Origin of the sequence: Paraburkholderia sp. A1BS-2L, from assembly GCF_051125205.1 — a bacterium.
Lineage (GTDB): Bacteria > Pseudomonadota > Gammaproteobacteria > Burkholderiales > Burkholderiaceae > Paraburkholderia.
This window is the reverse complement of sequence record NZ_CP120428.1, coordinates 48,024-67,223: the sequence shown is the minus strand read 5'-3', so window position 1 is coordinate 67,223 and position 19,200 is coordinate 48,024. Positions and strand designations below refer to the sequence as shown.

The window sequence follows — 19,200 nt, the reverse complement described above, 5'->3', positions numbered from 1 at the left end:
CGGCAAGACTCAAGCGGCCGGGCGCATTCGCAGCCTGCGGGCCGCACTCAGGGGGCGACCTTCATGCAGCCGACCGAAACGCGTGACGCCGCCGTGGCGGCAAGCGCAGCAGCCGAATCTCCAGACGCCGCGCCTCGGCGCGGCAGCCGTCCAAAGCCGGGCGAGCGCCGCGTGCACATTCTCCAGACGCTCGCCTCGATGCTCGAAGCGCCGCGGGGGGAGAGGATCACCACCGCCGCACTGGCCGCGCGCCTGAACGTCTCCGAAGCCGCGCTCTATCGCCATTTCGCGAGCAAGGCCCAGATGTTCGAGGGCCTCATCGACTTCATCGAGCAGACGCTGTTCCAGCTCATCAACCAGATCGTCACGAAGGAGCCGAGCGGCGCGCTGCAGGCGCGCGCGATTGCCTTGATGCTGCTTCAATTTTCGGCGAAGAACGCCGGCATGACGCGCGTGCTGACCTGCGAAGCGCTCGTGGGCGAGCATGAGCGCCTCGCCGAGCGCGTGAACCAGATGCTCGACCGCATCGAGGCCACGCTGCGCCAGTGTCTGCGCGTGAGCCTGGCTGAGCAAGCGCAGGCCGAAGGCGGCACGGCCGACGGGCGCGTTTCGAAAACCGGTTACGATCCCGCTGTTCGCGCCAATCTCCTCGTCCGCTATGTCATCGGCAGTTGGCACCGTTACGCCCAAAGCGGCTTCAAGCGCTCCCCCAGCGAGCATGCCGACGAGCAGATCCGCGTGATTCTTCAATAGCCGGACTGCGCCCACGAGGCGCGGTCTGGCCGACAAGGAAAACACGCATGAACCGACCGACGCCTCCCGCCGCCCTGCCCATTCTCGCCAGCCTCTCCGCCCATTGGGGCTGGCTGCTCGCACGCGGCATCGCCGCCATTCTGTTCGGCGTGCTCGCCTACGCCTGGCCCGGCCTCACCGTGCTCACGCTCGCCCTCGTCTGGGGCGCTTACGCAATCGTCGACGGCGCCTTCGCGCTGCTCTATGGCGCGCGCGGCGGCGGCTCGCGGCGCTGGTCATACGTGTTCGTGGGCGCGATCGGCGTGCTCGCGGGGCTCGTGGCATTCTTCTGGCCCGGCGAAACCGCCATCATCCTCGTGATGATCATCGGCTTCTGGGCGCTCGCAGTGGGCTTCTTCGAGATCGTCTACGCCATCCAGTACCGGCATGCAATTGCGCATCCGTGGGTGGTCGGCCTCTCGGGGGTGCTCTCCGTTGCACTGGGCATCTTTATCGTCATGTTCCCGGGCGCGGGTGCACTTTCGCTCATCTGGCTGATCGCCAGCTTTGCGGTTCTTTACGGCATCTTGATGATCGTCGCGTCGCTCCAGTTGCGGCGCTGGCACAACGCCCATCCGCGCGGCGTCTGAGCCCGCGAGGCATACGCGCGGGCGGGCGGCGGCGGGAGCACAGGTTCGTCCGCGTCATTGTGCCCAAGCGTTTTCCGTTATACTTTGCGCTCGTTGTGCATCACCCACGCGCCGATTTGCTGACTCGATTGCGGGCGCGTGAACTTCAGGCATCGGCCTGAGGTTCGATATAAATGCGGCTAAAGAGGTCGTCAGCTGCGCCCGCACCGCGCGCCCGCCGACGCCGTTTAGCCGCCCAGAAACCCAGGCGGAACGAATGGAATCGATCGGCATCGTCGCTCCTCAAACACTGCATTTCGACGAGCCCCTGCAACTGCAGAACGGCACGGCGCTCGCCGGGTACGACCTCGTGGTCGAAACCTACGGCACGCTCAACGCCGCGCGCAGCAACGCGGTGCTCGTCTGTCACGCGCTCAACGCGTCGCATCATGTCGCGGGCGTCTACGCGGACAACCCCAAAGACGTCGGCTGGTGGGACAACATGGTCGGCCCCGGCAAGCCGCTCGACACCAATCGCTTCTTCGTGATCGGCGTGAACAATCTGGGCTCGTGCTTCGGCTCGACCGGACCGATGAGCGTCGACCCCGCCACGGGCAAGCCGTGGGGCGCGCGCTTTCCGGTGGTCACGGTGGAAGACTGGGTGGACGCCCAGGCACGCGTGGCCGACCGCTTCGGCATCGAGAAGTTTGCCGCGGTGATGGGCGGCAGCCTCGGCGGCATGCAGGCGCTCGCGTGGAGCCTGCGCTATCCCGATCGCCTCGGGCATTGCATCGTGGTGGCCTCCACGCCCAAGCTTTCGGCGCAGAACATCGCGTTCAACGAAGTGGCCCGCTCGTCGATCCTCTCGGACCCCGACTTCCACGGCGGCGACTACTACGCGCACAACGTGAAGCCCAGGCGAGGCCTGCGCGTGGCGCGCATGATCGGCCACATCACCTATCTCTCGGACGACGACATGGCCGCCAAATTCGGCCGTGCACTGCGCCGCGCCGAGGGCGCCGTGAACGACTACAACTTCAACTTCGATGTGGAGTTCGAGGTGGAGTCGTATCTGCGCTACCAGGGCGACAAGTTCGCCGATTACTTCGACGCGAATACGTATCTGCTCATTACGCGCGCGCTCGACTACTTCGATCCCGCGAAGGACTTCGACGGCGATCTCACGCGCGCGCTCGCGCACACCAAGGCGAAGTACCTCGTGGCGAGCTTTTCCACCGACTGGCGCTTCGCGCCCGCGCGCTCGCGCGAACTGGTGAAGGCGCTGCTCGACCACAAGCGCCAGGTGACCTACGCCGAGATCGACGCGCCGCACGGCCACGACGCCTTCCTGCTCGACGACGCGCGCTATCACGGCGTCATGCGCGCTTATTACGAACGCATTGCCAACGAGGTGGGCGCATGAACCAGAGCGCATTCGACAGTCTTTCGGCCCGTCCCGACTTTCGCACGATCGCGCGCTGGGTCGAGCCGCGCTCGACCGTGCTCGACCTCGGCTGCGGCGACGGCGCGCTGCTTTCGCTGCTCTCTGAAGAGCTCGAATGCACGGGCTACGGCATCGAGCTCAACGACGCGGGCGTGCTCGCCTCGGTGAGCAACGGCATCAACGTGATCCAGCAGAATCTCGAGGACGGCCTGCGCCTGTTCGAAGATGGGAGCTTCGACTTCGCGATCCTCTCGCAAACCTTGCAGACCATTCACCAGACCGCCGCGATCCTGCGCGAGACGGCGCGCGTGGGCAAGGAGTGCATTGTCTCGTTCCCGAACTTCGGCTACTGGCCACACCGCCTTTCGGTGCTGAACGGGCGCATGCCGGTTTCGAAGTCGCTGCCTTACCAGTGGCACAACACGCCGAACGTGCGCGTGCTCACGGTGAAGGACTTCGAGGCGCTCGCGCCCGAGGTCGGCATCGAGATTCTCGACCGCGCCGTGCTGCACGGAGGCCAGACGGTTCGATGGGGCGTGAACTGGCGTGGTAGTCTTGCGGTCTATCGCGTGAAGAAAGCGTGAGAAAGCGGCGACACCGGCAGCGGTGTCGCGCACCCTTCACGGATCGCCGATCAGCAAACCACGCTGGTCACCCGCTGGTCACCGCGCCGCCGCCCTCCGACGACACTCCGCCGATATCCCGGACCCCATGCAGAATCCGCCCCAAGAGGCCGCCACGGACACCCCGCAGACGTCCCAGGCGTCCGATGTAACCCAGACGCCTCTGGCATCACACAACCTGGACGCACACGAAGACCACCCCGGCTGGCGCGCGTACCTGAATACGCACATGCTGATCTGCGTGTTTCTCGGCTTCACCTCGGGGTTGCCGCTCTTTACGCTCGTCTATCTGGTGCAGGCGTGGCTGCGCTCGGAAGGCGTCAACCTCAAGGAAATCGGCCTGTTCGCGCTGATCCAGTTCCCCTATACGTGGAAGTTCGTCTGGGCGCCGCTCATGGACCGTTACGTACCGCGTCTGCCCGGCTGGCGCCCGGGGCGCCGGCGCGGCTGGATGCTCGTCACGCAGATTCTCGTGGCGGGGGCGATTGCCACGCTCGGCTTCGTTTCGCCGAAGGAGTCGATCTGGACCGTGGCCGCGCTCACCGCGCTCGTGGCGTTCTTCGGCGCGAGCCAGGACATCGCCATCGACGCCTACCGGCGCGAGTTGCTCAAGGACACCGAGCAAGGCCTCGGCAATGCGGTGCACGTGAACGCGTACAAGATCGCGGCGCTCGTACCCGGTTCGCTCGCGCTGATTCTCTCCGATCATCTGCCGTGGAGCACCGTGTTCGTCGTGACGGCGGTGTTCATGATTCCCGGCATGATCATGTCGCTGGTGGTGAGCGAGCCGGAAGTGCACGGCGCGCCGCCGAAGAACCTGCGCGAAGCCATCGTGCAGCCGTTCGCCGAATTCGTGAAACGCGACGGTCTGGGCGCGGCACTCTTCGTGCTCGCTTTCATCTTCCTGTACAAGCTCGGCGACACCATGGCCACGACGCTTTCGACGTCGTTCTTCCTCGATATCGGCTACTCGCGCACCGAGATCGGCGTGATCGCCAAGATGACCGCGTTCGGCGCGAGTCTCGCGGGCGGCATCATCGGCGGCGTGGCGCTCGTGAAGATCGGCATCGGACGCGGTCTATGGATCTTCGGCTTCCTGCAGATGGTCTCGACGCTCGGCTTCGCCTGGCTCGCGCAGCTCGGCCCGGGCTCCCCCACGCTCGCGCTCATTCAGGACGCCCTCCATGGCGTCGCGCAACTCGCCAGCGCCGTCGGCCTGCACGCGCAGCTCGCGCTGGACCCGCGCGCCGCCGCGCTCGCGCTCGTCTACGGCCTCGAGACGTTCGCGACCGGCCTCACGCTCGCCGCGTTCACCGCGTATATCGCCAGCACCACCGATCCGCGCTATACGGCGACGCAATTCGCGCTGTTCACGAGCCTCGCCTCGGTGCCGCGCACGCTCGCGTCCGCAGCCAGCGGTTATGTGGTCGCGAAGATCGGCTGGTTCGATTACTTCATCGTCTGCACGGTGCTCGCGGTACCGGGTATGCTGCTGCTCATTCGTATCGCCCCGTGGAGAATCCGGAAGTGAAGTCCCGCCAGCATGCCGTGCCCGCCCGCCACCCGACGCATCACCGTCCGGGGTGGAGCAGCACGCTCGCGCGGGCGCTCGCCGCAGCGCTGCCCATGTGGGGAGTCCTGCATGCGGGTCTTGCCGGCGCCGCTGAGGCCGCTGCCGGCAGTTCTAGCGCGAATGGATCCGCGAGCACATCGGCGAGCGTCCCGGCCAATTCGACCTCGGTGCCCTCCACGCCGGCCGCGCTCGCGAGCGCGGCCGAGGCCATCGGCACAGCTGCGGCTACTTCCGGCGCGAATGCGCAGCCAGCGCAGGCGCAGGCCGGCAGTGCTTCTGCGTCCGCCAACGCCACGTCCGGCGGACCGAACACGGGCCGCGTCGTGCGTTTTGGCAACATCGCGGCGTTTCGCAACCTGATCCCGTCGCCGATGCTCGAAGCGCAGGCCGCCGCCGAATACACCGAGATCGTGCGCGGCGCAGCGCACTCGAAACTGCTCTACCCCGACTCCGATCCGCACGCGCAGCGCGTGCGCCAGCTCGTCGACCGGCTCGCGCCCTATGCGCTCAAATGGAGCGATCGCGTGAAAAACTGGAAGTGGGAAGTGGCGGTGATCCGCTCGCCGGACATCCGCATGTACTGTCTACCGGGCGGCAAGCTCGTGGTGTACGGCGGCGTGCTCGATCGCGTGAAGCTCAACGACAACGAACTCGGCATGCTGCTCGGCCACGAGATCGCGCATGCGGTGCGCGAGCATGTGCGCGAGCGGCTCGGCGAGCAGCAGGCCGCGCAGATCGAGGCGGGCGTGGCGCCGCAACTGTTCGGGCTCGCGGATCTCGGCATGTTCCCGCTCGGCATCGGCTCGCGTCTCGTTGAGATGCATTATGGCCGCGACGACGAAACCGAAGCCGACGTGATCGGCAGCGACATCGCCGCCCGCGCGGGCTTCGATCCGCGCGCGGCGCTCACGGTCTGGGACAAGCTCGCCACGGCCACGCGCGCCGACCGCGACCAGGGCTTCATCTACGTGCATCCGTATCCGCCGGCGCGGCGCGCGGACATCGCCAAGCGGCTCGTCGACATGATGCCGCTCTACGCGAAGGCAATCGGCAAGCCATTGGCCAGCTTGCCCGACTATCAGGGCATTCCGGTGCCGAAGCGCTCGAAGGTAACGGCCACAGCTGCGCCCTGACGAGCGCGCGAGGCGGCCTCGAGCCGCCCGACGCGCGCTCAGCGCTTCTTGATCTTGTAGTCGTAGTCGATGGTCAGCGGCGCATGGTCGCTGAACTTGATGTCCTTGAAAATGGACGTGTGCTTCGCTGTCGCCGCGATGCCGGGCGTCGCGATCTCGTAGTCGATGCGCCACCCCACGTTCTTCGCGTAGGCCTGGCCACGGTTGCTCCACCACGTGTACTGCTCGGGGCGCGGATCGAGCGTGCGGAACACGTCGACGTAGCCCACGTCGTCGAAAAGCTTGGTGAGCCAAGCGCGCTCTTCGGGCAGGCAGCCCGAATTCTTCTGGTTGCCCTTCCAGTTCTTGATGTCGATTTCCTTGTGGACGATATTGACGTCGCCGCACAGGATCACCTCGCGTTCGCGCTTGAGGGCTTCGAGATGCGGCAGGAACGCATCCATGAAGCGGTACTTCGCCTGCTGGCGTTCCTCGCCGCTCGAACCCGACGGCACGTACACCGAAATCACCGAGAGCTTGCCGAAGCGCGTCTCGACGTAACGGCCTTCCACGTCGAACTCCTCGCTACCGAAGCCGATGATCACATCGTCGGGTTCATGGCGCGTGTAGACGCCCGCGCCGCTATAGCCCTTCTTCACGGCGTGCTGGAAATAGCCCTTGAAATCGTGCGGCGCCATGAATTCGGGCGTCATGTCGTCCTGCGAGCACTTGATTTCCTGCACGCAGAGCACGTCGGCGTTCTGCTCGCCGAACCATTCGAAGAAACCCTTCTTCGCCGCGGAGCGGATGCCATTGAGGTTCGCGGTGATCACACGCAGCATGTCTTCAGTCCTTTTGATTTGCGCGGTTGGGAGATGGGAGCGCATTGAGCCGCCCTGGCGTCGCTCTGGAGTCGCTCCGAAGCGTCATTCGACCTTCACGCCCGCGAGCTCGGCCTTGGCCGGCGGAAACTCGAGCTTCAGTCCGTCCATCAGACGCAGCAGCAACTCGGCCACCATCACATTGCGATGCGTCTTCGAATCGGCGGGAATCACGTACCACGGTGCGACTTCCGTCGACGTGGCCGCGAGCGCATCGCGATACGCCGCCTGGTAGGCGTCCCAGTGCTTGCGCGCCTCGATATCGGAAAGATCGAATTTCCAGTGCTTGGTGGGGTCGTCGATGCGCGCCTGGATGCGGCGGCGTTGCTCGTCTTTCGAAATGTGCAGCCAGCACTTGATGATGGTCGTGCCGTTCTCCACGAGCATGGCCTCGAAGTCGCGGATCTGCCGGTAGCGGCGCTCGCACTCGTCCATGTCGATCTGGCGCATCACGCGCGGCACGAGCACGTCTTCGTAGTGGCTGCGGTTGAAGACGGCCAGTTCGCCGGCGGCGGGCACCTGCATATGCACGCGCCAGAGGAAGTCGTGCGCCGACTCGATGGGCGTAGGCGCGCGAAACGGCACGATGCGCAGCCCGAGCGGGTCGACCTCGTGGAACACGCCGCGCACGGTGCCGTCCTTGCCGCTCGTGTCCATGCCCTGGAGCACGAGCAGCACGCGATGGTGACGCTGCGCATGCAGGCGCTCCTGCAGCTCGTCGAGCCTTGCGCCGATTTCCGCGAGGCGTTCACGGTCGCCATCCTTGCTGCCGGTCGAGAACGGCTTCTCGGTCGGGTCGATCGCCTCGGGCGCGAACTTCTCCGCTTTCTTGTCGCCGGCATACGGCACACGGTAATCGTCGAGACTCGGGGACTTCGCCATGCGCTGCACTCCTCCTTGTTGCTGGACCCTGAAACGGCAAGGCGGCACCGCACGCCATGCGCGCGACGCCGCCCCACAACGACTTGCGTCAACCCGAACGCCAGCCCGGCTCGATCAGCCCAGCTTCTTCTTCAGCAGTTCGTTGACTTGCTGCGGATTGGCCTTGCCCTTGGTGGCCTTCATCGCCTGGCCGATCAGCGCGTTGAACGCCTTTTCCTTGCCCGCGCGGAATTCCTCGACCGACTTCTGGTTCGCCGCGAGCACCTCGTCGATGATCGCTTCGAGCGCGCCCGTATCCGAAATCTGCTTGAGGCCCTTCGCTTCGATGATGCGATCCGCTGCGGCAACGTCTGCGGCCTTCTCGTCCCACATCGCCTGGAACACTTCCTTGGCGATCTTGTTCGAGATCGTGCCGTCGGCGATGCGCTGGAGCAGCAGCGCGAACTGCGCGGCCGAGACCGGCGAGGCGCCGATGTCGAGGCCTTCGCGGTTCAGCTGCGAGGACACTTCGCCCATCAGCCAGTTCGCGGCGGCCTTCGCCTGGGCAGCGCCGGTCTTCGCCACGACCGCTTCGAAGTACGCCGCCATCGCCTTGCTCGACGTGAGCACGTTCGCATCGTACGGCGTCACGCCGTACTGCTCGACGAAGCGCGTTTGCATCGTCGCGGGCAGCTCGGGCATCTCGCCCTTCACGCGCTCGACCCACGCCGCATCGATCACGAGCGGCATGAGGTCGGGGTCGGGGAAATAGCGGTAGTCGTGCGCGTCTTCCTTGCTGCGCATCGAGCGCGTCTCGCGCTTGTCCGGGTCGTACAGACGCGTCTCCTGCACCACGGTGCCGCCGTCTTCGATCAGCTCGATCTGGCGGCGCACTTCGTACTGGATCGCTTCTTCGAGGAAGCGGAACGAGTTCAGGTTCTTGATCTCGGCGCGCGTGCCGAATTCCTTCTGGCCGACCGGGCGCACCGAAACGTTCGCGTCGCAGCGGAACGAGCCTTCCTGCATGTTGCCGTCGCAAATGCCGAGCCACACGACCAGCGTGTGCAGCGACTTCGCGTATGCCACCGCTTCGGCGGCGCTGCGCATTTCAGGTTCGGTGACGATTTCGAGCAGCGGCGTGCCGGCGCGGTTCAGGTCGATGCCCGTCATGCCCGCGAAGTCTTCGTGCAGCGACTTGCCCGCGTCTTCTTCGAGGTGCGCGCGCGTGAGATTGATGGTCTTCTCGTACGCTTCCTTGCCGGCCTTTTCGTTGGCGGGCACCTGGATCGTGATCTGCCCGCCCTGCACGACCGGAATCTCGTACTGGCTGATCTGATAGCCCTTCGGCAGATCCGGGTAGAAGTAGTTCTTGCGCGCGAAGATGCTGCGCGACGCAACCGTCGCGTTGATCGCGAGGCCGAAGCGGATCGCGCGCTCGACCGCGCCGCGGTTCATCACCGGCAGCACGCCCGGCAGCGCGAGATCGACGGGGCAGGCCTGCGTGTTCGGAGCCGCGCCGAATTGCGTCGATGCGCCCGAGAAGATCTTCGACGCCGTCGACAATTGCGCGTGCGTCTCGAGACCGATAACGACTTCCCATTGCGTGCTCATGCTTTACACCCCTGCCGGCGCCTTGCGATGCCATTCGGTCGCGCGCTGGAAAGCGTCGGCGACCTGCAGCATGCGGGCCTCGTTGAAATAGTTGCCGACGATCTGCAGACCGACCGGACGTTGCGCGTTCGCACCGGCGCCGAAGCCGCACGGCACGCTCATGCCGGGCAGGCCCGCGAGGCTCGTGGAGAGCGTGTAGATGTCGGCGAGATACATCTGCAGCGGATCGTCGCCCTTCGCGCCAAGGTCCCACGCCACGCTCGGCGCGACCGGCCCCATGATGACGTCGCACTGCTTGAACGCTTCCTGAAAGTCCTGCGCGATGATGCGCCGGATCTTCTGCGCCTGCAGGTAATACGCGTCGTAGTAGCCGTGCGAGAGCACGTAGGTGCCCACCAGGATGCGGCGCTTCACCTCGTGGCCGAAGCCCTCGGCGCGCGACTTCTTGTACATGTCGAGCAGATCGGTGTACTCGGCCGCGCGATGGCCGAAGCGCACGCCGTCGAAACGCGAAAGGTTCGACGAGGCTTCCGCCGGCGCGATCACGTAATAAACGGGGATCGAGAGCTCGGTCTTCGGCAGCGTGACTTCCACGAGCGTGGCGCCGAGCGATTCGTAGACCTTGAGCGCGGCGTCGATGGCGGCGCGCACCTCGTCGGCCAGACCCGCGCCGAAGTATTCCTTCGGCAGGCCGATGCGCAGGCCCGCGAGCGGCTTGTCGGCCGTTGCGCTAGCGCTCCACGTCTGGCCGAGGTGGCGCGTGTAGTCTTCGTCGTCGCGCTGGAGGCTCGTGGAATCGCGCTCGTCGAAGCCCGCCATCGCGTTGAGCAGGAGCGCGCAGTCGGCGGCGCTGTGCGCCATCGGGCCGCCCTGGTCCAGCGACGACGCAAACGCGATCATGCCGTAGCGCGACACGCGGCCATAGGTGGGCTTGATGCCCGTGATGCCCGAGAACGACGCGGGCTGACGGATCGAGCCGCCCGTGTCGGTGCCGGTCGCGGCCACGGCCAGGCGCGCGGCCACGGCAGCTGCCGAGCCGCCCGACGAGCCACCCGGCACGGCCTGCTTGTCCCACGGGTTCTTCACCGCGCCGAAATGCGAGTTCTCGTTGGACGAGCCCATCGCGAATTCGTCCATGTTGGTCTTGCCGACGCAGACCATGCCCGCGCGCTCGAGACGCGTCACGACAGTCGCGTCGAACGGGCTCACGTAATTGGCGAGCATCTTCGAGCCGGCGGTCGAGCGCCAGCCGCGCGTGACGAACACGTCCTTGTGTGCGAGCGGAATGCCGGTCAGCGGGCCGGCGTTGCCGCCCGCGATGAGCGCGTCGGCGGCTTTGGCCTGCGCGAGCGTGAGCTCGGGATTGACGTCGACGAAGGCATTCAGATCTTGATTCGCATCAATTCGGCTCAAAAAATGCTGAGCCAGTTCGACGGCGGAGCATGCCTTTGCGGCCAGTGCGGCGCGCAATTCGGTCAAACTATTGTCATGCATTGCGTGATTCCTGGAAGAACGTAACGGCGCGTCCACAACGTTTCGCGCCGCCGGGGGCGCCTCGCACGCGTGTACGGGCTGCGCCGGATTCGGGTTTCCGTATTCGTGAAGTTAAGGTTATCTAACTCGAACTTCATCGAAAATGACGGGAAATGAGCGCGTATTTACTCAATCACGCGCGGCACGAGGTAAAGTCCGTCCTGTACCGCGGGCGCGGGGCGCTGAAAGGCGTCGCGGTCCACGATTTCGGTTACCGCGTCCTCGCGCAGTCGCAGCGCGACGTCTTCGATCTGCTCGATCGGATGTGCGAGCGGCGCGATGCCCGTCGTGTCCACGGCCTGCATCTGCTCGACGAGCCCGAAGAAGTTATTCAGGCGCTCGAGCGTATTGCCGGCCTCGGCTTCGGCCAGTTCGAGGCGCGCAAGATGCGCGATGCGCTTCACATCGGTCAGGGTCAGGGCCATGCGGTCACCGGAAAAAAGAGGCTGAGGCAGTGCGGAAAAATCAGTGCTGCAACAGCGGTTTATCGCACCGGATCCGGGGGTAGAGAAAAGCTTCGACGAAGTCAAAAACTGCCCTTCGGATCCTGCAAAACAGGCAAAATTATAAGGTATCATTACGCGTTCGACTCAAACCCGGACCGCCTTGCGCCCGCCTTTCATCCCTGATCGTTGCAATGAGCGCTCAGGCGGCGCCCAGCGTGGCCAACTCCGGTAACCATTCCCGCAGTTTCAGGCTCCTCGCGGCGGCGCTTTCCGCCCGTCCTGAGGCTGTTATTTTTTCCGCTGCCGCCCCGTGACCCGCTCGTCCCAAGGTCGGCCACAAGCGAGACAGGATTTTTGAATGTTCGGTTTTCTGCGTAGCTATTTCTCCAACGATCTCGCGATCGACCTCGGCACCGCCAACACCCTGATCTACATGCGCGGCAAGGGCATCGTCCTCGACGAACCCTCGGTCGTGTCCATTCGCCAGGAAGGCGGCCCCAACGGCAAGAAGACGATCCAGGCGGTCGGCAAGGAAGCCAAGCAGATGCTTGGCAAGGTGCCGGGCAACATCGAAGCCATCCGCCCGATGAAGGACGGCGTGATCGCCGACTTCACCGTCACCGAGCAGATGATCAAGCAGTTCATCAAGACTGCACACGAATCGCGCATGTTCTCGCCGTCGCCGCGCATCATCATTTGCGTGCCGTGCGGCTCCACCCAGGTCGAGCGCCGCGCGATCAAGGAAGCCGCGCACGGCGCCGGCGCCTCGCAGGTCTATCTCATTGAAGAACCCATGGCCGCCGCGATCGGCGCGGGCCTGCCGGTTTCGGAAGCCACCGGCTCGATGGTCGTCGACATCGGCGGCGGCACGACCGAAGTGGGCGTGATCTCGCTCGGCGGCATCGTCTACAAGGGCTCGGTGCGCGTGGGCGGCGACAAGTTCGACGAGGCCATCGTCAACTACATCCGCCGCAACTACGGCATGCTGATCGGCGAGCAAACCGCCGAGGCCATCAAAAAGGAAATCGGCTCGGCGTTCCCCGGCTCCGAAGTCAAGGAAATGGAAGTGAAGGGCCGCAACCTGTCGGAAGGTATTCCGCGCAGCTTCACGATTTCGAGCAACGAAATCCTCGAAGCGCTCACCGACCCGCTGAACCAGATCGTCTCGTCCGTGAAGATCGCCCTCGAGCAAACGCCGCCGGAACTGGGCGCCGACATCGCCGAGCGCGGCATGATGCTCACGGGCGGCGGCGCGCTGCTGCGCGACCTCGACCGTCTGCTCGCCGAGGAAACCGGCCTGCCGGTGCTGGTGGCAGAAGATCCGCTCACCTGCGTGGTGCGCGGCTCGGGCATGGCGCTCGAGCGCATGGACAAGCTCGGCAGCATCTTCTCGTACGAGTAAGCGCGCTGCCGCGTTGCATAGCCGCAGTGCCCAGCCAGTGCCCGGCTACGGGCAAAGGCTGCGCAATTGAAGCACACTTGGCTGCGGCGGCACGCACACCGCCGCACCGTCCGCAACGCGGCGCCGACCAAGGCGCCGCTGTTGCGTTTTACGTCTCATCGTTAGTTTCACCGAACCGCACACGCGCCCGGCGCCGACCATGGAATACAGTCCGCCGCCTTTATTCAAGCAAGGCCCCTCGGCACTCGCACGGCTAATCTTCTTCGTCGTTCTGTCGATTGCGCTGCTGATCTCCGACGCCCGCTTCAAGACCCTCGAAGTCGTGCGCGGCGTGCTCGGCGCAGGTCTTTACCCGCTGCAACGCGCCGCCCTCGTGCCGCGCGACCTCTTCATGGGCGCGGCCGATCTCGCCGTGACGAGCGCCGCGTTGCGCCAGGACAACGCCAAACTGCACGCGCGCAATCTACAGCTCTCGCAGCAAGCCAACGACGCGGCCACGCTCGCCGCCGAAAACGCGCATCTGCGCGCGCTGCTGCAGCTTTCACAGCGCATCGGCGCGCAAACCACGCCCGCCGAGATCCAGTACGACACACGCGACCCGTTCACGCAGAAGGTCGTGATCGGCGGCGGCACCCAGCAGGGCGTGCAGGACGGCGCGCCTGTGGTAAGCGAAGACGGCGTGATCGGGCAGGTCACGCGGGTGTTCCCGATGCAGTCCGAGGTCACGCTCGTGACCGACAAAGACCTGGCAGTGCCGGTCGAGATCGTGCGCACCGGCCTGCGCAGCGTGATCTACGGCACGGCCAAGGGCGATCTGCTCGACCTGCGCTTCGTGCCGATCAGCGCCGACGTGCAAGTGGGCGACGAACTCGTGACGAGCGGTCTCGACGGCGTGTATCCGCAAGGGCTGCCGGTCGCGAAGGTGCTGCGCATCGACAAGCAGGCCGACACGGCGTTTGCGCGCGTGATCTGCGTGCCGCTCGCGGCGGTTCGGGGCGCGCGCGAGGTGCTGGTGCTGCATTTCGTGGCGCAAGTGCCGCCCAATCCGATCGAGGCCGCCGAAGCCGCTTCTGCCGCTGCCGCCGCCGAGGCCAAGGACGCGAAGAAGAAAAAGTCGAAGGCTGCGGACAAGAAGGCCGACGACAAATCGAAGCCTGCTGGAGCCAAGCCCGCCGCTAATGCATCAACCGGCGCACCCACCGGCGCGCCGGCGCCCCAGGCGAAGACCCAGGCGGCGGAACATGCGAGCACTGCGGCGAAGGCGCCTGCAGCCGCGCCCGCGAAGCCGCAGGGGGGGCATTGATGACGCGCCCGCAATACATCCTGCAGCCGGTCAACCCGTATTTCATCGCGTTCAGCCTCGCGGCCGCGTTCCTGCTAAACCTGCTGCCCTGGGGCAAGCTGCCGGGCATTCCGGACTTCGTCGCGCTCGTGCTGCTGTTCTGGAACATTCACCAGCCGCGCAAGGTCGGCATGGGCATCGCGTTCTGCCTCGGGCTGCTGATGGACGTGCACAATGCGAACCTGCTGGGCGAGCACGCGCTCGCCTACACGCTGCTCTCCTATGGCGCGATCACGATTCATCGCCGCGTGCTCTGGATGTCGCTCGGCGTGCAGATGTTCGCCGTCATGCCGATGCTCGTCGGCGCGCAGATCGTGCCGTTCGTGGTGCGCCTCCTGATGGGCGCGCCGTTCCCCGGCTGGGGCTATCTGATCAGCGGCTTCGTGGAGGCCGTGCTCTGGCCGCTCGCCAGCATCGTGCTGCTGCTGCCGCAGCGCCGCCCCGTCGACCCCGACGACACCCGGCCCATTTGAGCGGCGCGCACGCCGCTTCCCGTTGAAGACGCAATCGATGACCCATCCTTACCACCGGCACGATCGGCCCGCCGCAGCGCCTGAGCGAGGCGCGGGCCCCGCTGCTCCGAGCGCATGACCGAATTCAAGGACACCCAGCAGCAGCTCACGAAATTCCGCCTGCGCGTCGCGGCTGCGGGCGTGTTCGTGTTCGTCTGCTTCGGGCTGATCGCGTTCCGGTTCCTCTGGCTGCAAGTCTGGAACCACAACAAGTACTCGCTGCAGGCCGACGAGAACCGCATCTCGGTCGCGCCCATCGTGCCGAACCGCGGCATCATCACCGACCGCAACGGCGTCGTGCTCGCGAAGAACTACTCGGCGTACACACTCGAAATCACGCCCTCGAAGCTCACCGACACGCTCGACAACACCATCGACGAACTCTCGACGGTGATCCCGATCGACGCGCGCGACCGCCGCCGCTTCAAGAAGCTGCTCGAGGACTCGAAGAACTTCGAGAGCCTGCCGATCCGCACCCGCCTCACCGACGAGGAAGTCTCACGCTTCACCGCGCAGCGCTTTCGCTTTCCCGGCGTGGAGGTGCGCGCGCGCCTGTTCCGTCAATACCCGCTCGGCACCACGGCCGCGCACGTGATCGGCTATATCGGCCGCATCTCGCAGCGCGACCAGGAGCGCATCGACGACATGAGCGACAAGAATGACGAGGATCCCGAGCATTACGATCCGCGGCTCGACGCGAACAACTACAAGGGCACCGACTACATCGGCAAGATCGGCGTCGAGCAGAGCTACGAAACGGAGCTGCACGGCCTGACCGGCTTCGAGGAAGTCGAGGTGACCGCAGGCGGGCGCCCCGTGCGCACGCTCAAGCGCACCCAGGCCACGCCCGGCAACAATCTCGTGCTCTCGCTCGACATCGGCTTGCAGCAAGTGGCCGAGCAGGCCTTCGCGGGCAAGCGCGGCGCGCTCGTGGCGATCGAGCCGTCCACGGGCGACATTCTCGCGTTCGTTTCGGCGCCGAGCTTCGACCCGAACTCGTTCGTGGACGGTATCGACCAGCAGACCTGGGACGCGCTGAACAACTCGCCCGATCACCCGCTCCTGAACCGGCCGCTGCACGGCACCTACCCGCCGGGCTCGACCTACAAGCCATTCATGGCGCTCGCCGCGCTCACGCTGCACAAGCGCACGCCGGGCTGGGGCTTCTCGGACCCGGGCTTCTACATGTTCGGCGGCCATCGCTTCAACAACGATGTGCGCTCCGGCCAGGGCTGGGTCGACATGAACAAGGCGATCATGGTGTCGAACGACACCTACTTCTTCATGCTCGCGCACGACCTGGGCGTGGACAACATCGCGAACTTCATGAAGCCGCTCGGCTTTGGCCAGTTGACCGGCATCGACATCGCAGGCGAGGCGCGCGGCATCCTGCCCTCCACCGAGTGGAAGCGCAAAGCCTATCGCCGGCCCGAGCAACAGCGCTGGTACGAAGGCGAGACCATCAGCCTTGGCATCGGCCAGGGCTACAACTCGTTCACGATCCTGCAACTCGCCCACGCGACGGCCACGCTCGCCAATAACGGCGTCCTCATGAAGCCCCACCTCGTGAAGGAGATCGAAAATCCGATCACGAAGGCGCAGCACCTCACCGTGCCGAACGAAAGCGGCCGGCTGAACGTGAAACAGTCCGATATCGACGTCGTGAAGCGCGGCATGGAAAACGTCGACATGAACCCCTCAGGCACGGCCTACGCGGTCTTCAAAAACGCGCCCTACACCTCGGCGGGCAAGACCGGCACGGCGCAGGTGTTCTCGCTGCAGGGCGGCAAGTATCAGGCGCATGCGCTCGCCGAGCATCTGCGCGACCACGCGCTCTTCATTGCGTTCGCGCCCGCCGAAAAGCCGCAGATCGCCGTCGCGCTGATCGTCGAGAACGGCGGCTGGGGTGCGCAGTCAGCGGGTCCGATCGCGCGGCGCGTGCTCGATTACTGGCTCGTCGACCGCCTGAAGCCAGGCGTCGAGCAGGCTGCCGTGGCCGAGGCGGCCTCGGCCACGCAGGATGCGTCCGCGCCCACCATCGGCGGTGCGCCGCTGGCCAGCTCGGGGACCACAGGAACAACGCCGGTCAGGGTTGCGGCGGGCTTCACGCCACTGCCGATTCCCGGCGCGGCTTCGGCAGCCGAAGCGGCTTCGGCCGCGGCGGCGGCTTCGGCTGCTGCGGCGGCCTCCGAAGCTTCTGCGGCTGCGGCCACATCGGGCACCTCCGCCGCGACCGTGCCCGGCGCCGCGCCGGCACGAGCCGGTGCATCCAGGCCCGCCAGCGCGAGCGCCCGCGAGAAAACGCACAAGCCGAGCGCCGGGCCGGCCGCCCCCGAGGCCCCCCAGGGCACCGATGCCGTGAGCGGCGGCACCGCGACCACCACGCCAGGCACTGCGGCGCCGGACAACGAAGCTGCGGCCCAGCGGCCCGGCGCTGCCTCGCTGCCCCGCCATTTCGGCCCAGGTCCGCATCGCCCGCGCCGCCCCGCCAGCGCGCCCGACGCGGCCACGCTCGCGCCGCAGCCCTTGCGCGCCACGGGCGGCATCGACGAGTAAGGAATTCCCATGCCTTTCTTCCAGTTCGAAAAGATCGACAAGCGCGCCGTGCTGGACGCGTTGCGCAAGATGTTCGTGGGCTTCGATCGCCCGCTCGCGCTCACGGTGTTCCTGCTGCTGTGCGTGGGCATCGTCACGCTGTATAGCGCAACCCTCGACATGCCGGGCCGCGTCGAAGACCAGCTGCGCAACATCATGTTTACCTTCGTGCTGATGTGGGCGCTCGCCAATGTCCCACCCACCACGCTCATGCGCTTCGCGGTGCCGGTCTACACGTTCGGCATCGCCCTGCTGATCGCGGTCGCGCTATTCGGCCTCACGCGCAAGGGCGCAAAGCGCTGGATTAACGTGGGGGTCGTGATCCAGCCTTCCGAGATTCTCAAGATCGCCACGCCGCTCATGCTCGCGTGGTACTACCAGCGCCGCGAAGGCGTGATGCGCTGGTACGACTTCGTGGTCGGCTTCGTGATCCTGCTCGTGCCGGTGGGGCTGATCGCCAAGCAGCCGGACCTCGGCACCGCCGTGCTCGTGTTCGCTGCGGGCTTCTTCGTAATTTATTTCGCGGGGCTCTCGTTCAAGCTGATCGTGCCGGTGCTCATTGCAGGCGTGATTGCCGTGGCGTCGATCGCGGCGTTCCAGGACAAGATCTGCCAGCCGCAGGTGAACTGGCCGCTCCTGCACGATTACCAGAAACACCGCATCTGCACGCTGCTCGACCCGACTTCCGACCCGCTCGGCAAGGGCTTCCACACGATTCAGGCGGTGATCGCCATCGGCTCGGGCGGCCCGCTCGGCAAGGGCTGGCTCAAGGGCACGCAGTCGCATCTGGAGTTCATCCCCGAGAAGCACACTGACTTCATCTTCGCGGTGTTCTCGGAGGAGTTCGGCATGGCGGGCGGGATCGTGCTGCTCACGCTCTACATGTGCCTGATCGCACGCGGGCTCTATATCGCCGCCAACGGCGCGACGCTATTCGGGCGATTATTGGCCGGCTCGCTCACGATGGCGTTCTTCACCTATGCGTTCGTGAATATCGGCATGGTGAGCGGCATCCTGCCCGTGGTGGGCGTGCCGCTGCCGTTCATGAGCTACGGCGGCACCGCGCTCACGACGCTCGGCGTCGCCATCGGGCTGATCATGAGCGTCGGGCGGCAGAAGCGGCTGATGCAGAGCTAGGCCTGCCGTCTTCCACACCCACCGCACTCATTGCGGCGGTGCCGCCTTCATCAGTTGCGCGCTCAACTGCTTGTACTTGAGCAGCGCCACCTGGTCGCCCTGCGCGGCCGCCGCCGCATAGTAGGCGCGCGCGACGTTCAGGTTCTTCGGCACGCCGTCGCCGCCGCGCTCGTAGAACGAGCCGGTCACGTACTGCGCCGTCATGTCGCCGCCCTCGGCGGCCTTCTTGTACCAGTAGAACGCCTGCTTGTTGTCTCGCGACGTGCCGCGCCCATCGAGGAACTGGTTCGCCAGCGCGAGCTCGGCCTGCACGTGGCCCTGCTTCGCGGCCTTCAGGAACCACTGATGCGCCAGCGCCGGGTCGCGCTCGACGAAATCGCCGTCGTCGTACATCTTGCCGTAGACGTACTGCGCATGGGACATGTTCGCGTCGGCGGCCTTGCGCAGCCACTTGCGGCCCTCGCCCACGTCGGCGCCGCCGCCCTCGCCGTTGATCAGCATCATCGCGTAGTTGAACTCGGCGAGCCGGTTGCCGCGCTCGGCGGCGGCCTTGAATTCGGCGCGCGCGCCCGCGAGATTGCCGGCGTTGTAGTCGGCCACGGCGTTGGCCGTCTGCGGATCGGATTGCGCACCTGCAACGGGTTTCGTGACGGCCGCGCTTGCACCCGCACTTGCACCTGCACTTGCCCCTGTACGTGCACCTGCACTCGCGCTCGCTGCCCCCGCGGCACCAGCCGCCATCGTCTGGCCGCTTGCGCCAAACGCCG

The 19,200-nt window shown here is 65.9% G+C and carries 17 protein-coding genes; 11 read left to right on the top strand and 6 right to left on the bottom strand.

Annotated elements, in window-relative coordinates; all coding sequences use genetic code 11:
- The first annotated feature begins 63 nt into the window (after positions 1 to 63).
- The 6 genes from slmA to P5W98_RS00265 all read left to right on the top strand — a co-directional run bounded on the left by slmA (position 64) and on the right by P5W98_RS00265 (position 6,134).
- Complete coding sequence (slmA, locus tag P5W98_RS00290) at positions 64 to 753, top strand: nucleoid occlusion factor SlmA (protein WP_421022686.1); 690 nt, start codon at positions 64 to 66, stop codon at positions 751 to 753.
- Between the two features lie 47 nt (positions 754 to 800).
- Positions 801 to 1,382, top strand: a complete 582-nt coding sequence (locus P5W98_RS00285; protein ID WP_421022685.1) for an HdeD family acid-resistance protein — start codon at positions 801 to 803, stop codon at positions 1,380 to 1,382.
- 256 nt (positions 1,383 to 1,638) lie between these two features.
- Positions 1,639 to 2,784, top strand: a complete 1,146-nt coding sequence (gene metX / locus P5W98_RS00280) for a homoserine O-succinyltransferase MetX (protein WP_421022684.1) — start codon at positions 1,639 to 1,641, stop codon at positions 2,782 to 2,784.
- Positions 2,781 to 3,389 carry a methionine biosynthesis protein MetW gene (gene metW, locus P5W98_RS00275; RefSeq protein WP_421022683.1) on the top strand — a complete coding sequence of 203 codons (609 nt, stop codon included), beginning with the start codon at positions 2,781 to 2,783 and terminating at the stop codon, positions 3,387 to 3,389. The genes metX and metW overlap by 4 nt, the downstream gene beginning before the upstream one ends.
- A gap of 127 nt (positions 3,390 to 3,516) precedes the next feature.
- A complete protein-coding gene (locus P5W98_RS00270; protein WP_421022682.1) occupies positions 3,517 to 4,959 on the top strand; it encodes an AmpG family muropeptide MFS transporter in 1,443 nt (480 codons plus the stop codon).
- Positions 4,956 to 6,134: a M48 family metallopeptidase gene (locus tag P5W98_RS00265; protein ID WP_434718112.1), complete on the top strand. Its 1,179-nt coding sequence runs from the start codon at positions 4,956 to 4,958 to the stop codon at positions 6,132 to 6,134. Before P5W98_RS00270 ends, P5W98_RS00265 begins: the two co-directional genes overlap by 4 nt.
- Positions 6,135 to 6,172: 38 nt before the next feature.
- On the opposite strand, the gene P5W98_RS00260 is transcribed toward P5W98_RS00265, so the two are convergent.
- From P5W98_RS00260 to gatC, 5 genes are all read right to left on the bottom strand, one after another.
- Positions 6,173 to 6,955 carry an exodeoxyribonuclease III gene (locus P5W98_RS00260; RefSeq protein WP_421022680.1) on the bottom strand — a complete coding sequence of 261 codons (783 nt, stop codon included), beginning with the start codon at positions 6,953 to 6,955 and terminating at the stop codon, positions 6,173 to 6,175.
- Between the two features lie 84 nt (positions 6,956 to 7,039).
- Entirely contained in the window at positions 7,040 to 7,876 is an 837-nt protein-coding gene (locus P5W98_RS00255) for a PPK2 family polyphosphate kinase (RefSeq protein ID WP_421022679.1), read from the bottom strand.
- Positions 7,877 to 7,990: 114 nt separating this feature from the next.
- Entirely contained in the window at positions 7,991 to 9,466 is a 1,476-nt protein-coding gene (gatB, locus tag P5W98_RS00250) for an Asp-tRNA(Asn)/Glu-tRNA(Gln) amidotransferase subunit GatB (protein WP_421022678.1), read from the bottom strand.
- A 3-nt stretch (positions 9,467 to 9,469) separates the two neighbouring features.
- Positions 9,470 to 10,960: an Asp-tRNA(Asn)/Glu-tRNA(Gln) amidotransferase subunit GatA gene (gene gatA, locus P5W98_RS00245; protein ID WP_421022677.1), complete on the bottom strand. Its 1,491-nt coding sequence runs from the start codon at positions 10,958 to 10,960 to the stop codon at positions 9,470 to 9,472.
- 164 nt (positions 10,961 to 11,124) lie between these two features.
- Positions 11,125 to 11,424 carry an Asp-tRNA(Asn)/Glu-tRNA(Gln) amidotransferase subunit GatC gene (gene gatC, locus P5W98_RS00240; RefSeq protein ID WP_421022676.1) on the bottom strand — a complete coding sequence of 100 codons (300 nt, stop codon included), beginning with the start codon at positions 11,422 to 11,424 and terminating at the stop codon, positions 11,125 to 11,127.
- Positions 11,425 to 11,803: 379 nt separating this feature from the next.
- On the opposite strand from gatC, the gene P5W98_RS00235 reads away from it, so the two are divergent.
- From P5W98_RS00235 to rodA, 5 genes are all read left to right on the top strand, one after another.
- Positions 11,804 to 12,847: a rod shape-determining protein gene (locus P5W98_RS00235; RefSeq protein WP_004189550.1), complete on the top strand. Its 1,044-nt coding sequence runs from the start codon at positions 11,804 to 11,806 to the stop codon at positions 12,845 to 12,847.
- 199 nt (positions 12,848 to 13,046) lie between these two features.
- The gene (gene mreC / locus P5W98_RS00230) at positions 13,047 to 14,150 is read left to right on the top strand and encodes a rod shape-determining protein MreC (RefSeq protein ID WP_421022675.1); all 1,104 of its coding nucleotides are present in this window, start codon (positions 13,047 to 13,049) and stop codon (positions 14,148 to 14,150) included.
- Positions 14,150 to 14,662 carry a rod shape-determining protein MreD gene (mreD, locus tag P5W98_RS00225; protein WP_421022674.1) on the top strand — a complete coding sequence of 171 codons (513 nt, stop codon included), beginning with the start codon at positions 14,150 to 14,152 and terminating at the stop codon, positions 14,660 to 14,662. Before mreC ends, mreD begins: the two co-directional genes overlap by 1 nt.
- Before the next feature lie 114 nt (positions 14,663 to 14,776).
- On the top strand, positions 14,777 to 17,257 hold the full coding sequence (gene mrdA / locus P5W98_RS00220; RefSeq protein WP_421022673.1) for a penicillin-binding protein 2: 2,481 nt from the start codon (positions 14,777 to 14,779) through the stop codon (positions 17,255 to 17,257).
- Between the two features lie 9 nt (positions 17,258 to 17,266).
- Positions 17,267 to 18,433 carry a rod shape-determining protein RodA gene (rodA, locus tag P5W98_RS00215; RefSeq protein WP_421022672.1) on the top strand — a complete coding sequence of 389 codons (1,167 nt, stop codon included), beginning with the start codon at positions 17,267 to 17,269 and terminating at the stop codon, positions 18,431 to 18,433.
- 27 nt (positions 18,434 to 18,460) lie between these two features.
- Here rodA and P5W98_RS00210 read toward each other — a convergent pair whose 3' ends face one another.
- Positions 18,461 to 19,174, bottom strand: a complete 714-nt coding sequence (locus tag P5W98_RS00210) for a tetratricopeptide repeat protein (RefSeq protein WP_421025135.1) — start codon at positions 19,172 to 19,174, stop codon at positions 18,461 to 18,463.
- Between the last annotated feature and the right edge of the window lie 26 nt (positions 19,175 to 19,200).

What these genes read in the sequence shown, in the direction of transcription:
- slmA (WP_421022686.1), top strand. Translation starts at nt 64, where the DNA reads ATGCAGCCGACCGAAACGCGTGACGCCGCCGTGGCGGCAAGCGCAGCA.
- P5W98_RS00285 (WP_421022685.1), top strand. Translation starts at nt 801, where the DNA reads ATGAACCGACCGACGCCTCCCGCCGCCCTGCCCATTCTCGCCAGCCTC.
- metX (WP_421022684.1), top strand. Translation starts at nt 1,639, where the DNA reads ATGGAATCGATCGGCATCGTCGCTCCTCAAACACTGCATTTCGACGAG.
- metW (WP_421022683.1), top strand. Translation starts at nt 2,781, where the DNA reads ATGAACCAGAGCGCATTCGACAGTCTTTCGGCCCGTCCCGACTTTCGC.
- P5W98_RS00270 (WP_421022682.1), top strand. Translation starts at nt 3,517, where the DNA reads ATGCAGAATCCGCCCCAAGAGGCCGCCACGGACACCCCGCAGACGTCC.
- P5W98_RS00260 (WP_421022680.1), bottom strand. Translation starts at nt 6,955, where the DNA reads ATGCTGCGTGTGATCACCGCGAACCTCAATGGCATCCGCTCCGCGGCG.
- P5W98_RS00255 (WP_421022679.1), bottom strand. Translation starts at nt 7,876, where the DNA reads ATGGCGAAGTCCCCGAGTCTCGACGATTACCGTGTGCCGTATGCCGGC.
- gatB (WP_421022678.1), bottom strand. Translation starts at nt 9,466, where the DNA reads ATGAGCACGCAATGGGAAGTCGTTATCGGTCTCGAGACGCACGCGCAA.
- gatA (WP_421022677.1), bottom strand. Translation starts at nt 10,960, where the DNA reads ATGCATGACAATAGTTTGACCGAATTGCGCGCCGCACTGGCCGCAAAG.
- gatC (WP_421022676.1), bottom strand. Translation starts at nt 11,424, where the DNA reads ATGGCCCTGACCCTGACCGATGTGAAGCGCATCGCGCATCTTGCGCGC.
- P5W98_RS00235 (WP_004189550.1), top strand. Translation starts at nt 11,804, where the DNA reads ATGTTCGGTTTTCTGCGTAGCTATTTCTCCAACGATCTCGCGATCGAC.
- mreC (WP_421022675.1), top strand. Translation starts at nt 13,047, where the DNA reads ATGGAATACAGTCCGCCGCCTTTATTCAAGCAAGGCCCCTCGGCACTC.
- mreD (WP_421022674.1), top strand. Translation starts at nt 14,150, where the DNA reads ATGACGCGCCCGCAATACATCCTGCAGCCGGTCAACCCGTATTTCATC.
- mrdA (WP_421022673.1), top strand. Translation starts at nt 14,777, where the DNA reads ATGACCGAATTCAAGGACACCCAGCAGCAGCTCACGAAATTCCGCCTG.
- rodA (WP_421022672.1), top strand. Translation starts at nt 17,267, where the DNA reads ATGCCTTTCTTCCAGTTCGAAAAGATCGACAAGCGCGCCGTGCTGGAC.
- P5W98_RS00210 (WP_421025135.1), bottom strand. Translation starts at nt 19,174, where the DNA reads ATGGCGGCTGGTGCCGCGGGGGCAGCGAGCGCGAGTGCAGGTGCACGT.